Source organism: Roseateles sp. Mitsp63 (genome assembly GCF_059491535.1).
Genome location: NZ_CP168509.1, coordinates 4,834,955 through 4,850,150, shown reverse-complemented (window position 1 = coordinate 4,850,150; position 15,196 = coordinate 4,834,955). Strand labels below are relative to the sequence as shown.

At 67.6% G+C, this 15,196-nt stretch carries 12 protein-coding genes; 7 read left to right on the top strand and 5 right to left on the bottom strand.

Annotated features, from left to right (window positions below; all coding sequences use genetic code 11):
• Positions 1-5 precede the first annotated feature (5 nt).
• From ACEN96_RS20980 to ACEN96_RS20970, 3 genes are all read right to left on the bottom strand, one after another.
• The gene (locus tag ACEN96_RS20980) at positions 6-1,622 is read right to left on the bottom strand and encodes an ABC transporter substrate-binding protein (protein ID WP_495584997.1); all 1,617 of its coding nucleotides are present in this window, start codon (positions 1,620-1,622) and stop codon (positions 6-8) included.
• A gap of 149 nt (positions 1,623-1,771) precedes the next feature.
• Positions 1,772-3,379, bottom strand: coding sequence for an ABC transporter substrate-binding protein (locus tag ACEN96_RS20975; protein ID WP_495584996.1), 1,608 nt, complete (start codon positions 3,377-3,379; stop codon positions 1,772-1,774).
• Between the two features lie 70 nt (positions 3,380-3,449).
• Complete coding sequence (locus tag ACEN96_RS20970) at positions 3,450-3,812, bottom strand: hypothetical protein (protein ID WP_495584995.1); 363 nt, start codon at positions 3,810-3,812, stop codon at positions 3,450-3,452.
• 76 nt (positions 3,813-3,888) lie between these two features.
• On the opposite strand from ACEN96_RS20970, the gene ACEN96_RS20965 reads away from it, so the two are divergent.
• Entirely contained in the window at positions 3,889-5,016 is a 1,128-nt protein-coding gene (locus tag ACEN96_RS20965; RefSeq protein WP_495584994.1) for a branched-chain amino acid ABC transporter substrate-binding protein, read from the top strand.
• Between the two features lie 216 nt (positions 5,017-5,232).
• Here the strand turns inward: ACEN96_RS20965 and ACEN96_RS20960 are convergent, their stop codons facing one another.
• Positions 5,233-6,075, bottom strand: a complete 843-nt coding sequence (locus ACEN96_RS20960; RefSeq protein ID WP_495584993.1) for an isopenicillin N synthase family dioxygenase — start codon at positions 6,073-6,075, stop codon at positions 5,233-5,235.
• A 343-nt stretch (positions 6,076-6,418) separates the two neighbouring features.
• On the opposite strand from ACEN96_RS20960, the gene ACEN96_RS20955 reads away from it, so the two are divergent.
• The 5 genes from ACEN96_RS20955 to ACEN96_RS20935 all read left to right on the top strand — a co-directional run bounded on the left by ACEN96_RS20955 (position 6,419) and on the right by ACEN96_RS20935 (position 13,977).
• The gene (locus tag ACEN96_RS20955; protein WP_495584992.1) at positions 6,419-9,271 is read left to right on the top strand and encodes a 2-oxoglutarate dehydrogenase E1 component; all 2,853 of its coding nucleotides are present in this window, start codon (positions 6,419-6,421) and stop codon (positions 9,269-9,271) included.
• A gap of 15 nt (positions 9,272-9,286) precedes the next feature.
• Positions 9,287-10,552, top strand: coding sequence for a 2-oxoglutarate dehydrogenase complex dihydrolipoyllysine-residue succinyltransferase (gene odhB / locus ACEN96_RS20950; RefSeq protein WP_495584991.1), 1,266 nt, complete (start codon positions 9,287-9,289; stop codon positions 10,550-10,552).
• A gap of 18 nt (positions 10,553-10,570) precedes the next feature.
• Entirely contained in the window at positions 10,571-11,998 is a 1,428-nt protein-coding gene (gene lpdA / locus ACEN96_RS20945; RefSeq protein ID WP_495584990.1) for a dihydrolipoyl dehydrogenase, read from the top strand.
• A gap of 111 nt (positions 11,999-12,109) precedes the next feature.
• Complete coding sequence (gene zapE, locus ACEN96_RS20940; RefSeq protein ID WP_495584989.1) at positions 12,110-13,210, top strand: cell division protein ZapE; 1,101 nt, start codon at positions 12,110-12,112, stop codon at positions 13,208-13,210.
• 77 nt (positions 13,211-13,287) lie between these two features.
• Positions 13,288-13,977: a hypothetical protein gene (locus tag ACEN96_RS20935; RefSeq protein ID WP_495584988.1), complete on the top strand. Its 690-nt coding sequence runs from the start codon at positions 13,288-13,290 to the stop codon at positions 13,975-13,977.
• 81 nt (positions 13,978-14,058) lie between these two features.
• On the opposite strand, the gene ACEN96_RS20930 is transcribed toward ACEN96_RS20935, so the two are convergent.
• On the bottom strand, positions 14,059-14,826 hold the full coding sequence (locus ACEN96_RS20930) for a PP2C family protein-serine/threonine phosphatase (protein ID WP_495584987.1): 768 nt from the start codon (positions 14,824-14,826) through the stop codon (positions 14,059-14,061).
• Positions 14,827-14,878: 52 nt separating this feature from the next.
• On the opposite strand from ACEN96_RS20930, the gene ACEN96_RS20925 reads away from it, so the two are divergent.
• On the top strand, positions 14,879-15,139 hold the full coding sequence (locus tag ACEN96_RS20925; protein ID WP_495584986.1) for a DUF465 domain-containing protein: 261 nt from the start codon (positions 14,879-14,881) through the stop codon (positions 15,137-15,139).
• Positions 15,140-15,196 lie beyond the last annotated feature (57 nt).

Here is a 15,196-nt window from a genome sequence, read left to right as displayed (position 1 = left end):
GGCGCTCACTTGATCGTCGTGAACCGCGCCTCCGGCCGGTCGTCCGAGCGGTGCGGCGTGCTGACCGTCTTCTTCATCGCCCACGGGCGCACCTGGTGGTGCAGCGGAATGAAGAACACCTCATCCCGGATGCGCACCAGCCCCTCCTTCAGCAGCGCGTTGCGCCTGCCCACGTCGCCCTCGACCTTCGCGGCGTCGATGATCTGGTCCAGCTTCGCGTCGCTCAGGCGGAAGTAGTTGCCGCTGCCGTCCGCGCCGCCAGTGCGCGTGCGCGCCAGCGACTGCATCGTGTACAGCGCGTCATAGGTCGGCACGCCCCAGCCGTACAGGAACAGCGGGTACTCGAAGGCCTGCAGCTTCGGGCTGAAGGTGCTGAAGGACTCCGTCTGCAGCCGCGCCTTGATCCCGACCCTGCTCCACATCGACACCACCGCCAGGCAGATCTCCTCGTCGTTGACGTAGCGGTTGTTGGGACAGTTCATCGGCACTTCGAAGCCGTTCGGATAGCCGGCCTCGGCGAGCAGCTTGCGCGCGCGCTCGGCATCCGCCTTGGTCGCGACGTCGATGTCCGGCGCGTTGCCGTTCACGCCCGGCGCGACCATGATCCCCGCCGGCACCGACAAGCCGCGCATCGTCGCGCGCTTGATCGCCTCGCGGTCGATCGCCAGCGACATCGCCTCGCGCACCCGCTTGTCCTTGAACGGGTTCTTGCCCGTCACGCTGGCGCCCTTGAGCTGCTCGCTGCCCTGGTCCATGCCGATGAAGATGGTGCGCGTCTCGCTGCCCTCGGCGACGCTGAGCTTGGCGTCGGCCTTGAGCCGGCCCACGTCCTGCGTCGGAATGTCGGACAGCAGGTCCACGTCGCCCGACAGCAGCGCCGCGACCCGCGTCGGGTCGGACTTGATCGGCGTGTAGATCACCTCGTCGACGTTGGTCGCATTCTTCGCGTCCCACCAGTCCTTGTTCTGGACCATCGTGATGCGCTGGTCCGGCTGCCACCCGGTGATGCGGTACGGCCCGGTGCCATTGGCGTTGCGCGTCGCGAAGGTCTCCTCCTTGGCCTTGAAGTCCGGCAGGTTGACCGCCTTGTTCTTCTCCGCCCAGGTCCTGCTCATGATCCGGAAGTCGACGAACTGGCGCAGCAGGATGGGATTCGGCGCCGCGAGGATCACGTCGATCGTGTTGGCGTCGACCTTGCGGATGTCGGTCACGCCGGCCACGAACGGATGCATCGTGCCCACCGGCTGCTTGATGCGGTGGAAGGAGAACACCACGTCGTCCGCGGTGAACGGCGAGCCGTCATGGAACCTGACGCCCTTGCGCAGCTCGAAGCGCCAGGTGGTCGGCCCGGTCTGGGTCCATTTCGTCGCGAGCGACGGCTCGACCTGGTACTGGCGGTCGTAGCGCGTGAGGCCCTCGTAGGCGTGCTGCGCGATCGCGTTCGTCGTGCTGTGGTTCTGCGAGTGCGGATCCAGCGTCAGCACGTCGTTCTGCGCGGCCCAGCGCAGCGGCGCGGCATGCGCGGACAGCACGGGCAGGGTGGACAGCAGCGCCGCGGCGGCGGCGGCGGCGCACAGCGCGGTGCGGGCGGATCGGATCGATCCGGAAGAGATCCTCGGCATGAGCGGCGGCTCCTTGGCGATGTCGTTAAGAACTCGTGAAGTCGCTGGATGCTAGCCGGGGACGCGCCCATGGACGAGCGGCCCGGCCTCGGGGATTGCCCCAAGGACGGGCCGCCAGATCCGGTGGCCGAGGAAGGAAATGCGAGGCGCTACTTGATCGTCGTGAAGCGCGCCTGCGGCCGGTCGTCGGCGCGGTGCAGCGTCTGCAGGTTGGCGCGCATCGCCCACGGACGCACCTGGTGGTGCAGCGGGATGAAGAGGTATTGATCGCGGATCCGCACCAGCCCGTCGCGCAGCAGCGCATCGCGCTTGGCGACGTCGATCTCGCTCTTGGCCGCATCGATCAGCTTGTCGAGCTCGGGATCGCTGACCTTGGAGAAGTTGAAGCTGCCGTCCGCGCCGCCGCTGCGGGTGCGCGCCAGCGCCTGCATCGCGTAGAGCGCGTCGCGCGTGGACACGCCCCAGCCCAGCATGTACAGCGGCGCCTCGAAGCGCTGGAACAGCTGGCTGTGCTGCGACATCGGCTGCGCGGTCAGCCGCGCGGTGATGCCGATCTTGCTCCACATCGACACCACGGCCAGGCAGACCTTCTCGTCGTTGACGTAGCGGTTGTTGGGGCAGTTCAGCGGAACCTCGAAGCCGCTGGGATAGCCGGCATCGGCGAGCAGCTTCTTGGCCTTGGCGATGTCGGGCGCGCGCGGCTTGTCCAGCGCCGCGTCGTAGCCGTGCACGCCGGGCGCGACCATCAGCGCCGCCGGCACCGACAGCCCGCGCATGATGCTGCGCTTGATGGCCTCGCGGTCGATGGCCAGCGACAGCGCCTCGCGCACGCGGACGTCCTTGAACGGGTTCTTGCCCTTCACCGACGCACCGCGCAGCTCGTCGCTGCCCAGGTCCATCGCGAAGAAGATGGTGCGGGTCTCGGGGCCGTCGATGGTCTTGAGCTTGCTGTCCGCCTTCAGCGAGCCGACGTCCTGCGTCGGCACGTCGGTCAGCAGGTCCACGTCGCCCGAGGTCAGCGCCGCGACCCGCGTCGGGTCCGACTTGATCGGGATGTAGCTGACCTCGGTGATGTTGCCCTTGTTCTTGTCCCACCAGGCCTTGTTGATGGTCATCGAGACCTTCTGGTCCGGCTGCCAGGAGGTGATCTCGTAGGGGCCGGTGCCGGCGGCATGGCGGCTGGCGTAGTTCTCGTCCTTGGCCTTGTAATCGGCCATCTGCGTCGCCTTGTTCTTCTCGGACCAGGCCTTGCTCATGATCCGGAAGTCGATCAGGTTGCGCAGCAGGATCGGCTGCGGCGAGTCCAGCATCAGGTCGATGGTGAAGTCGTCGATCTTCTTGATCTCCTTGATGCCGGTGACGTAGATCTGCATCGTGCCCTGCGGCTGGCGGATGCGGTTGAAGCTGAAGATGACGTCGTCCGCGGTGAACGGCGACCCATCATGGAACTTCACGCCCTTGCGCAGCTCGAAACGCACCTGCGTGGGGCTGATGGCCGTCCACTTCGTGGCCAGGCAGGGCTCGATCTCCCAGTCCTCGCTGTAGCGGGTCAGGCCCTCGTAGGCATGCTGCAGGATGGCGGTGGTGGTCGTGTGGTCCTGCGAGTGCGGATCGAGCGTCAGCACGTCGTTCTGCGCGGCCCAGCGCAGCGGCACGGCCTGCGCGGTGGAGACGGCGGCCGATGCGCCGAGCGCGATCGCCAGGGACAGCGCCATGCGGGCGCGGACGAAGCGGGAACCTCTCGGGGTGCGAGACATGGGGGGACTCCGTGAAGCCTGGGTCAGGCGATGCACGGGCGATGCTAGACCCGCGAGGGCCAGGCGTTGCTTAGCGCTTCTCCGGGGGCGGGGCGGTCTGGGGCTCGAGTTCGGCATCGCAGCCCATGCCCGCGGCGATCAGGCGCCGCGCGTAGCGGCGGATCAGCCGGTTGACGAGGCCTTCGGGCCGCCATGTGGGCAAGCCCACATAGCGCGTCGGATGGACCAGCATGCCGCAGCGGTACTGGCGCTGGGCCTCGGACCACACCAGCGCGCGGCAGGCGCCGTGACGCTTGAGGCTGACCACCGCGCCGAGCGGACAGGGCTCGGCCAGGCAGCAGACGCCGCAGCCGTTGCAGGGCTGGCCGACGGCGGGCTTGGGAGGCGCCTCGGGCTGGACCCAGATGACGCGGCCGGAGGAAGCGCGGGACATGCGCCACTGTAGACGTGGTCGAGCGACACGCCATTTCTTCGTAGACTCGCGGTCTCCCTTACCGAGGAAGACAACCATGAACAAGACCACCCTGAAAGCGCTGGCGCTCGCCGCCGGCTTCGTCGCGCTGGGATGCCAGGCCCAGGAGCGCGTGCGCATCGGCTTCATGAGCCCCGTGACCGGCCCACAGGCCGGCTATGGCATCGACAACCGCGACGGCGCGGCGCTGGCCATCAAGGAACTGAACGCCAAGGGCGTCAAGGTGGGCGGCAAGCCCGTGATCCTCGAACTGGACGTCAACGACGACGGCGCCGATCCGCGCCAGGGCGTGCAGGTGGCGCAGGCCCTGGTGGACAAGAAGATCAAGTTCGTCCTCGGGCCGTACAACTCGGGCGTGACCATGCCCGCGTCGCGCGTGTTCTCGGATGGCGGCGTCATCGTGCTGACGGTGGCGTCCAACCCGCGCATCACCCAGCAGGCCAACCAGACCAACCTGTTCCGCATCGGCGCGACGGACAACCAGCTCGGCGCCAAGATGGCCGTGTATGCGGCACAGGACCTGAAGGTCAAGACCGTGGCCGTCATCGACGACCGCACCGCCTACGGCCAGGGCGTGTCGCAGGAGTTCACCGCGCAGGCCGCGAAGCTCGGCATCAAGGTCGTGGCCAAGGAATTCACCAGCGACAAGGCCACGGACTTCAGTTCCATCCTGACCGCCGTGAAGGCCGCCAAGCCGGATGCCGTGTTCTACGGCGGCTACTCCGCGCAAGGCGGCCCGATGCTGCGCCAGATGCGCGGCCTGGGCATCACCGCGCCACTGCTGGGCGGCGACGGGATCTGCTCGACCGAAACCGCGACGCTGTCGCAGGTGTCCGGGGACATGAACGTCTATTGCACCCAGGGCGGCGCGCTGATCGACCGCAGCGCCAAGGGCAAACAGTTCATGGAAAAGTACAAGGCCGAATTCAAGCGCGATCCGCTGACCTACGCGGCATCGTTCTATGACGGCGCCTATCTGCTGGCCGGCGCGATCGAGGCGACGCAGTCCACCGATCCGAAGAAGATCGGCGAGCACCTGGCCAAGTCCTCGTTCACCGGGGTCGCCGGCGAGTACGCCTATGACGAGCGCCACGACCTGAAGTCGTCGGCGGTGACGGTGTTCAGCTTCAAGGGCAAGGACGTGGTGGCGATCAAGAGCCTTTGATCCACCGAGCCCAGAGCCGGCGGGCGTGAGGCCTCTGGCCCTCACCCCTCCCTCTCCCGCAAGCGGGCGAGGGGGCAATACCGGCGGCGCTCTTCTTACACCCTCTCCCGCGAAGTGGGAGAGGGAGGGGTGAGGGCCAGTGGCGACGGCAGTACAGCAGTCTCCTACTCCCTCGCCCGCTTGCGGGAGAGGGTGGGGGAGAGGGCCAGCAGGGCGTCAGGTCTTGACGCCCAGCTCCCGCAGCCGCTCCTCGAGGTACTCATGCGCGGTGTAGCGATCCGACAGCACCACGTCCTCGCGCGGATGCAGGAACAGCGGCAGCGACACGCGGCTCTTCTTCGCGCCTTCGCCCGTCGGATTGACCACGCGGTGCTGCGTCGACGGGTAGTAGCCCTGCGACGCCTCCTGCAGCATGTCGCCGATGTTGATGATCAGCATGCCGAAATCCCCCGGCACGTCGACCCAGCTCCCATCCTTGCCCTGCACCTGCAGCCCCGGCTCGTTGGCCGCCGGCAGGATCGTCAGCAGGTTGATGTCGCCGTGCGCCGCCGCCCGCAGCGAACCCTCCGGCTCATTCCCCGTCAGCGGCGGATACCGCAGCACCCGCAGCAGCGTCAGCCGGCTGTCCTTGATCATGTTGGACAGCGGCTCGCGATAGTTCTTCGCGATCTCCGCCGGCGTGTGCGCCTCCACCCACGACAGCAACTCCGCCGCCAGATCGTTGGCGATGCGGTAGTAGCGCATCGCGTCGTCCTTCAACGACGCCGGAATACGTCCCCACGGATAAATGTGGAAGTACTCCTTGATGTCCTTCTGCGTGTGCCCCTTGGCCGTCTCCGAGATCTCGGTCGAGAAATACCCGTCCTGGGTCTCCTTGGAGAACGCCAGCTCGTGTTTCTCGGTGCCGTTGAAGTAGCCGAGCCAGTCGGCGTAGATCTTCTCGACCAGCTCTTGCGGGAGGGGGTGATTCACCAGGACGCCGAAACCTGTCTCGTGCAGGGAGCGGGTGAATTGCTCGGCCGCATCCGCGGCGCGGTAGTCGACGACTCGAACTTGCATGTGGGATCTCCTGTGTCCCGGGCAGTCCGCCATTCAATCTCGGGGCGGTACGCCATCATGCAGTCTACTTCTTTGAGCTATCTCATCGCAAACGTTTGTCACCCATGAGTGTCCGTGTGCTTGATTCAAGTCATGGACAGCCTGCACAACAAGTGGGCGAACCCGCAACAGCACCCGAACCGGCGTGGTGCTACAGTCCTGCGCTTGTGACTTCAGGTCCTTCCCGTCCCCTTTTCTGGCAACAGCAAAGGCGGGTCGCAATCCGCCAACCGGTCAAGCCGTGTCGCGGAAGGTTTGTTAACCAGCCGATAGCTCCGGAAGCCGGGGCAGAGGTGAGCGAAAGATGATGCAGCAATACAGCTCGAACTCCTATCTGTTCGGGGGCAATGCCCCCTACGTCGAGGAGATGTACGAGCAGTACCTCGACAACCCGGGCGCCGTGCCCGACAACTGGCGCGCCTACTTCGACGCGCTGCAGCACGTCCCCGCGGTGGACGGCAGCGACAAGCGCGACGTGGCGCATGCGCCGGTGATCGAGTCCTTCGCGCAGCGCGCCAAGGCCAACGCCTTCAACAACCAGGTGTCCTCCGCCGAGCTCGAAGTGGCCGGCAAGCAGGTGCACGTCCAGTCGCTGATCGCCGCGTACCGCACGCTGGGCTCGCGCTGGGCCGACCTGGACCCGCTCAAGCGCACCGAGCGCCCCAAGATCCCCGAGCTGGATCCCGCGTCCTACGGCCTGACCGAAGCCGACATGGACCGCACCTTCAGTGCGACCAACACCTATTTCACCAAGGCCGAGCGCATGACCCTGCGCGAGATCGTGCAGGCCCTGCGTGACACCTACTGCGGCTCCGTCGGCGCCGAGTTCATGCACGTCACCGAGCCGACCGAGAAGCGCTGGTGGCAGGAACGCCTGGAGGCGATCCGCAGCAAGCCGACCTACACGGCCGAGAAGAAGCAGCAGATCCTGGAGCGCCTCACCGCCGCCGAAGGCCTGGAGCGCTACCTGCACACCAAGTACGTCGGCCAGAAGCGCTTCTCGCTGGAAGGCGGCGAGAGCTTCATCGCCTCGATGGACGAGCTGGTCAAGTGCGCCGGCGTCAAGGGCGTGCAGGAGATCGTGATCGGCATGGCCCACCGCGGCCGCCTCAACGTGCTGGTCAACACCCTGGGCAAGATGCCCAAGGACCTGTTCGCCGAGTTCGACCACACCGCCCCCGAGGACCTCCCGTCCGGCGACGTGAAGTACCACCAGGGCTTCTCCAGCGACGTGACCACCCCTGGCGGCCCGGTCCACCTGAGCCTGGCCTTCAACCCGTCGCACCTGGAGATCGTGAACCCGGTCGTCGAGGGCTCGGTCAAGGCGCGCATGGACCGCCGCGGCGACAAGACCGGCGAGCAGGTGCTGCCCGTGCTGGTGCACGGCGACGCGGCCTTCGCCGGCCAGGGCGTCGTGATGGAGACGCTGGCGCTGGCCCAGACCCGCGGCTACTACACCGGCGGCACCGTCCACATCGTCATCAACAACCAGATCGGCTTCACCACCAGCGACCCGCGCGACACGCGCTCGACGCTGTACTGCTCCGACGTCGTCAAGATGATCGAGGCCCCGGTGCTGCACGTGAACGGGGACGATCCGGAAGCGGTCGTGCTGTGCACGCAGCTGGCGCTGGAATACCGTCAGCAGTTCAAGAAGGACGTGGTCGTCGACATCGTCTGCTTCCGCAAGCTGGGCCACAACGAGCAGGACACGCCCGCGCTGACGCAGCCGCTGATGTACAAGAAGATCGCCCAGCATCCCGGCACGCGCAAGCTGTACGGCGAGAAGCTGGTGGCCCAGGGCGTGATGGATGCCGAAGGCCCGGACGGCATGGTCAAGGCCTTCCGCGCCGCGATGGACGAGGGCCGTCACACCGTCGACCCGGTGCTGACCAACTTCAAGAGCAAGTACGCCACCGACTGGACCCCTTACCTCGGCAAGAAGTGGACCGACAGCTGCGACACCGCGCTGCCGGTGGCCGAGTGGAAGCGCCTGTCCGAGAAGATCACCACGCTGCCGGCCGGCTTCAAGGCCCACACGCTGGTGGAGAAGGTCATCGCCGACCGCGCGGCCATGGGCCGCGGCGACATCAACGTCGACTGGGGCATGGGCGAGCACATGGCCTTCGCGTCGCTGGTGGCCTCGGGCTACCCGGTGCGCCTGTCCGGCGAGGACTGCGGCCGCGGCACGTTCACGCACCGCCACGCCGTGCTGCACGACCAGAACCGCGAGCGCTTCGACGAAGGCACCTACATCCCGCTGCAGAACGTCGCGGAAGGCCAGGCCCCGTTCGTCGTGATCGACTCGATCCTGTCGGAAGAGGCCGTGCTGGGCTTCGAGTACGGCTACGCCGCCGCCGATCCGCAGACGCTGACGATCTGGGAAGCCCAGTTCGGCGACTTCGTCAACGGCGCGCAGGTCGTCATCGACCAGTTCATCGCCTCCGGCGAAGTGAAGTGGGGCCGCGCCAACGGCCTGACGCTGATGCTGCCGCACGGCTATGAAGGCCAGGGCCCCGAGCACAGCTCGGCGCGCCTGGAGCGTTTCATGCAGCTGGCGGCCGACAACAACATGCAGGTCGTCCAGCCGACGAGCGCCTCGCAGATCTTCCATCTGCTGCGCCGCCAGATGCTGCGCATGTTCCGCAAGCCGCTGGTCATCCTGACGCCGAAGTCGCTGCTGCGCGCCAAGGACGCCACCTCGCCGGTGAGCGAGTTCACCAAGGGCGAGTTCCGCACCGTGATCGGCGAGGTCAACGCCGAGATCGACGCCAGCAAGGTCAAGCGCGTGATCGCCTGCTCGGGCAAGGTCGCCTACGACCTGATGAAGGCCCGCGGCGACAAGAAGGACGTCGCGATCGTCCGCGTGGAACAGCTGTACCCGTTCCCGCACAAGGCCTTCGCGGCCGAGCTCAAGAAGTACCCGAACCTCGCCGAGATCGTGTGGTGCCAGGACGAGCCGCAGAACCAGGGCGCCTGGTTCTTCGTGCAGCACTACATCCACGAGAACATGGCCGACGGCCAGAAGCTCGGCTACGCCGGACGCCCGGCTTCGGCCTCGCCGGCGGTGGGCTACGCCCACCTGCACCAGGAACAGCAGAAGGCGCTGCTGGAGCAGGCCTTCGGCAAGCTCAAGGGCTTCGTGCTGACCAAGTAAGAAAGAACAAACATCATGGCAATCGTTGAAGTCAAAGTCCCCCAGCTGTCCGAGTCGGTCGCCGAAGCGACGCTGCTGCAATGGAAGAAGAAGCCCGGCGAAGCCGTGGCCATCGATGAAATCCTGATCGAGATCGAGACCGACAAGGTCGTGCTGGAAGTGCCGGCCCCGTCCGCCGGCGTGCTGGCCGAGCTGGTCGTCGCCGACGGCGGCACCGTGACCTCGGACCAGGTCATCGCCCGGATCGACTCCGAAGGCAAGGCCGGCGCCGCCGCTCCGGCCGCCGCCGCCCCGGCGCCCGCCGCCGCTGCTCCCGCGCCGGCCGCCGCCGCTGCCTCGTCGGACAGCAAGGCCGGCGTCGCGATGCCCGCCGCCGCCAAGATCATGGCCGACAACGGCCTGGCCGCCGGCTCCGTGGCCGGCACCGGCAAGGATGGCCGCGTGACCAAGGGCGACGTGCTGGGCGCGATCGAAGGCGGCGCCAAGCCGGCCGCGATCCCCGCCCCGGTGGCCGCTCCGGCGGCTCCCGCCAAGGCGCCGCTGCAGGCCGTCGCCGCGCCGGTGTCCGCCAACCTGGGCGACCGCCCGGAACAGCGCGTGCCGATGAGCCGCCTGCGCGCCCGCATCGCCGAGCGCCTGCTGCAGTCGCAATCGACCAACGCCATCCTGACCACGTTCAACGAAGTGAACATGGCCCCGGTGATGGAGCTGCGCAAGAAGTTCCAGGACAGCTTCACCAAGGAACACGGCACGAAGCTGGGCTTCATGAGCTTCTTCGTGAAGGCCGCGGTCCACGCGCTGAAGAAGTACCCGGTGCTGAACGCCTCGGTCGACGGCAACGACATCGTCTACCACGGCTACTTCGACATCGGCATCGCCGTCGGTTCGCCGCGCGGCCTGGTCGTGCCCATCCTGCGCAATGCGGACCAGATGAGCTTCGCCGACATCGAGAAGAAGATCGCCGAGTTCGGCAAGAAGGCGCAGGAAGGCAAGCTCGGCATCGAGGAGATGACCGGCGGCACCTTCTCCATCTCCAACGGCGGCACCTTCGGCTCGATGCTGTCGACGCCGATCATCAACCCGCCGCAGTCGGCCATCCTGGGCGTGCACGCGACCAAGGACCGCGCCGTCGTCGAGAACGGCCAGATCGTGATCCGTCCGATCAACTACCTGGCGATGTCCTATGACCACCGCATCATCGACGGCCGCGAAGCCGTGTTGGGCCTGGTCGCCATGAAGGACGCGCTGGAAGATCCGGCCCGCCTGCTGTTCGACCTGTAATCCGAGGACGACCACGACATGAGCAAGCAATTCGACGTCGTCGTCATCGGCGGCGGCCCCGGCGGCTACATCGCGGCGATCCGCGCGGCGCAGCTGGGCTTCAACGCGGCCTGCATCGACGAGTGGAAGAACGACAAGGGCGCTCCCGCCCCTGGCGGCACCTGCACCAACGTCGGCTGCATCCCGTCCAAGGCGCTGCTGCAGTCCAGCGAGCACTTCGAGCACGCCGGCCACGGCTTCGCCGACCACGGCATCTCGATGAACGACCTGAAGATCGACATCGCCAAGATGATCGGCCGCAAGGACGCCGTCGTGAAGCAGAACAACGACGGCATCCTCTACCTGTTCAAGAAGAACAAGGTCACGTTCTTCCACGGCCGCGGCTCGTTCGTGGCGGCCAAGGACGGCGCGTACGAGATCAAGGTCGCCGGCGCCGCCGAAGAGACGATCACGGCCAAGCACGTGATCGTCGCCACCGGCTCCAACGCCCGCCAGCTGCCGGGTGCCCCGTTCGACGAGACCAACATCCTGTCCAACGACGGCGCGCTGCGCATCCCGGCCGTGCCCAGGAAGCTGGGTGTGATCGGCTCCGGCGTCATCGGCCTGGAAATGGGGTCGGTGTGGCGCCGCCTGGGCGCGGACGTGACGATCCTGGAAGCGCTGCCCGCCTTCCTGGGCGCCGCCGACGAGTCCGTCGCCAAGGAGGCCGCCAAGGTCTTCAAGAAGCAGGGCCTGAACATCGAGCTGGGCGTGAAGATCACGTCCGTCGACAACGGCAAGGATGGCGTCAGCGTGAAGTACACGGACGCGAAGGGCGCCGAGCAGACCCTGGCGGTGGACAAGCTGATCGTCTCGATCGGCCGCGTCGCCAACACCATCGGCCTGAACCCGGAAGCCGTCGGCCTGAAGCTCGACGAGCGCGGCGCGGTCGTCGTCGATGACGAGTGCAAGACCAACCTGCCCAATGTCTGGGCGATCGGTGACGTCGTGCGCGGCCCGATGCTGGCGCACAAGGCGGAGGAAGAGGGCGTCGCGGTCGCCGAGCGCATCGCCGGCCAGCACGGCCACGTCAACTTCAACACCATCCCGTGGGTCATCTACACCAGCCCCGAGATCGCGTGGGTCGGCAAGACCGAGCAGCAGCTCAAGGCGGACGGCGTGGCCTACAAGGCGGGCCAGTTCCCGTTCCTGGCCAACGGCCGCGCGCGCGCGCTGGGCGACACGACCGGCTTCGTCAAGTTCCTGGCCGACGCCAAGACCGACGAGATCCTGGGCGTGCACATCATCGGCCCGATGGCCTCGGAGCTGATCTCCGAAGCCGTGGTGGCGATGGAGTTCAAGGCCTCGGCCGAGGACATCGCCCGCATCTGCCACGCGCACCCGTCGCTGAGCGAGGCGACCAAGGAAGCGGCCCTGGCCGTGGACAAGCGCACGCTGAACTTCTGAGCCCAGGCTCGAAGCGCATCGGACGCGTGAACAAGGGGCGGCGGCGAGTCGCCCCTTTTTTTCTTGTCTGTTCCCGTTCCCGTGTTGAGTTGTTGAGTTGATCGCCGCCGCATGACCACCGTTACCGAGCTCTATCACCACACCCTGCAGGAGCGCGGCTACACCGCCGATCCCGCGCAACTGCGCGCCGTCGCCGCGCTGCAGCGCTGCCAGGATGAATGGGCCGACTACAAGGCGCGGCGCTCCAACGCGGTGACCAAGCTGCTGGTGCGCCCGCCGCTGCCGCGCGGCGTGTACATGTTCGGCGGCGTCGGCCGCGGCAAGAGCTTCCTGATGGACTGCTTCTTCCAGGCGGTCCCGCTGACGCGCAAGACGCGGCTGCACTTCCACGAGTTCATGCGCGAGGTCCATCGCGAGCTGCAGGAGCTCAAGGGCATCCAGGATCCGCTGGAGGAACTGGGCAAGCGCATCGCGCGCCGCTTCCGGCTGATCTGCTTCGACGAGTTCCACGTCGCCGACGTCACCGACGCGATGATCCTCTACCGGCTGCTGGACGCGCTGTTCCGCAATCGCGTGTCCATCGTGACGACCTCCAACTTCCATCCGGACGGGCTCTATCCGAATGGACTGCATCGCGACCGCATCCTGCCGGCGATCGAGCTGCTCAAGCAGCACCTGGAAGTCATCAACGTCGACAACGGCACCGACTACCGGCAGCGCTCGCTGGAGCATGTCGAGCTCTATCACACGCCGCTGAATGCCGACGCCGAGCAGGCGCTGACCGCCGCCTTCGAGTCGCTCGCCGAGGCCCGCGACGAGGACCCCGTGCTGCACATCGAGCATCGCGAGATCCGCTCGCGCCGCCGCGCCGGCGGCGTGGTGTGGTTCGATTTCTCGGAACTGTGCGGCGGCCCGCGCTCGCAGAACGACTACCTGGAGCTGGCGACGCAGTTCCACACGCTGATCCTGTCCAAGGTGCCGGCGATGCCGCCGCGGCTGGCCAGCGAGGCGCGCCGCTTCACGCTGCTGGTCGACGTGCTGTACGACCGGCGCGTGAAGCTGATCATCTCGGCGGCGGTGCCGGCCGAGCAGCTCTACACCGAAGGCCCGCTGGCGCACGAGTTCCCGCGCACCGTGTCGCGGCTGCAGGAGATGCAGTCCAAGGAGTACCTGGAGCTGGAGCGCCGCGAGGTCGACACGCGGCTGACCTGAACGGTTGGAAGTCACCAGGGAAGTCACGGGCGGGCGGTTCTCCAAAACGGCCGCCGGTGGATGCGATGATCGCGGCCATGACTTTCCGCTCCGTCCTTGCCGCCGCGGCGATCACGCCGGCCGCGATCTGCGCCCTGTGCGCCGCGCCGTCGGCCGCCCGCGCCGCCGAGATGAGCCGCGCCGAGATCGACGCGGCCCGCGCCCGCATCGAACAGACCTACCAGGCCAAGGTGCGCGACTGCAACGCGCGCTTCGTCGTGACCGGCTGCCTGGAGGATGCCCGCAACGAACGCATCCGCGCGCTGCGTCCGCTGGACCGGGCCGAGCACCAGGTCAACGCCGAGGACCGTCAGCGCCGCGCCGCCGCCGCCAAGGAGCGCGTGCAGCAGAAGGAGCGCGACGCCGCCGCGGACGAGGCCCAGCGCAAGACCCAGTCGGTGCGTGAGGCCGCGCAGCCCGCGTCCGCCGTGCCGGCGGCGCCGATGGCCCGCACGCCGCGCGCGAATCCGGAACTCCATCAGCGCCGCCAGGCGCAGCAGGAGGCCGAGGCGAAGGCGGAAGCCGCCAGGCGCCGGGAAGCTGCCGCGCAGCGCCGCGAGAAGGCCCAGGAGCGCCAGCACAAGGCCAGCCAGATGCAGGCCCGGTACGCGGAGAAGGCCGCCTCCGCGGCGTCGGCCGCGACGGCCGGCGGCAAGAACACGAAGCCGCCCGCCGCGCACCTGCCCACGCCCTCGGCCTCGGACATCCGCGCGCTGCCCAAGCACTGAGCGGCGCCGCGGGCGCGCCATGTAAAACGCCGGTCCTGGGACCGGCGTTCGTCATTGAGGGAGGTGGCTGCCGGCGTGCGCCTACTCGAGCGGATCCAGCCGGACGATGGCGATCGACAGGTTGTCGCCGGTGCCCTTGGCGCGCTGGCGCGCCTTGTTGACGAGCAGCTCCGCGCCATCGCGCGGCGGCAGGCTGTGCAGCACGGTGCCGAGCTCCGCCGGGGTGAAGTAGTGCCACAGGCCGTCGCTGCAGACCATCAGGCTGTCGCCATGCTCCAGGCGCTCGAAGAAGGACTCGACCGGCGTGGGCTCCTGCACCGTGCCCAGGCAGGCGGTCAGCAGGTTCGACTGCGGATGGACGAGCGCCTCGTCCTCCGAAATCTGGCCTTCGTCGACCAGGCGCTGCACATAGGACTGGTCCAGCGAGCGCGTCACCATGTTGGGGCCGCGGAAGAGATAGATCCGCGAGTCGCCGGTGTGGATCCAGAAACAGCGCCGGTCGCTGGTGAGCAGGAAGGCGGCCAGCGTGCTGTGCGGCTCCTCCTCGGCGGAGATCGCCGTCAGGCGGATCATCAGGTGGGCTTCGGAGACGATCTGGCGCAGCAGCTCGGCCTCGTCCTCCTCGCCGGGGACGAAGCGCTCGAACAGCTGCTGCGCGGTGAGGATGACCTGATCGGCGGCCTTGCGGCCACCGCTCTTGCCGCCCATGCCGTCGGCGACGATGCCCAGCATGCAGCCGCTTTGACGCGGATGGGCGATGACCTGGACCTGATCCTGCTGGTACAGACGATCGCCGCGATGGATGCCGGTGGCGGCGCTGAGGCGAAAGCCTGGGGTAGTGCGACTCATCCCAAAACTATAATCGCGCGGCTCGGCCTCCCGGTCGAGTGGTTCCCCGTTTATGGATGAACAACTTCACTCTCCCGCCCGGCGCCTGATCGAGCTGCGCATCGCGCATGCCGAGCTGGATGGGCGCATCGACACGCTGATGGGCGCGCTGGGCGTCGACGCCGGCCCGGGCCTGCGGGCCCTGGAGGCCAGCGCCATCGCCGCGGCGTCCTGCGACGAACTCACGCTGCGCAGGCTCAAGAAGCAGCGCCTGGCGATGCGCGATGAGATCGCGCGGCTCGAGCGGGCCAGTGATCCCGATGAGCCGGCCTGACCGTCACGACCCCGACACCGACGACTCGACCGACGACCTGATGGCCGATGCCCCGTG

Coding starts and splice junctions, on each gene's coding strand:
- ACEN96_RS20955 (WP_495584992.1), top strand. CDS start 6,419: ATGATGCAGCAATACAGCTCGAACTCCTATCTGTTCGGGGGCAATGCC.
- ACEN96_RS20960 (WP_495584993.1), bottom strand. CDS start 6,075: ATGCAAGTTCGAGTCGTCGACTACCGCGCCGCGGATGCGGCCGAGCAA.
- ACEN96_RS20925 (WP_495584986.1), top strand. CDS start 14,879: ATGGATGAACAACTTCACTCTCCCGCCCGGCGCCTGATCGAGCTGCGC.
- odhB (WP_495584991.1), top strand. CDS start 9,287: ATGGCAATCGTTGAAGTCAAAGTCCCCCAGCTGTCCGAGTCGGTCGCC.
- ACEN96_RS20935 (WP_495584988.1), top strand. CDS start 13,288: ATGACTTTCCGCTCCGTCCTTGCCGCCGCGGCGATCACGCCGGCCGCG.
- ACEN96_RS20930 (WP_495584987.1), bottom strand. CDS start 14,826: ATGAGTCGCACTACCCCAGGCTTTCGCCTCAGCGCCGCCACCGGCATC.
- ACEN96_RS20970 (WP_495584995.1), bottom strand. CDS start 3,812: ATGTCCCGCGCTTCCTCCGGCCGCGTCATCTGGGTCCAGCCCGAGGCG.
- ACEN96_RS20965 (WP_495584994.1), top strand. CDS start 3,889: ATGAACAAGACCACCCTGAAAGCGCTGGCGCTCGCCGCCGGCTTCGTC.
- lpdA (WP_495584990.1), top strand. CDS start 10,571: ATGAGCAAGCAATTCGACGTCGTCGTCATCGGCGGCGGCCCCGGCGGC.
- ACEN96_RS20980 (WP_495584997.1), bottom strand. CDS start 1,622: ATGCCGAGGATCTCTTCCGGATCGATCCGATCCGCCCGCACCGCGCTG.
- zapE (WP_495584989.1), top strand. CDS start 12,110: ATGACCACCGTTACCGAGCTCTATCACCACACCCTGCAGGAGCGCGGC.
- ACEN96_RS20975 (WP_495584996.1), bottom strand. CDS start 3,379: ATGTCTCGCACCCCGAGAGGTTCCCGCTTCGTCCGCGCCCGCATGGCG.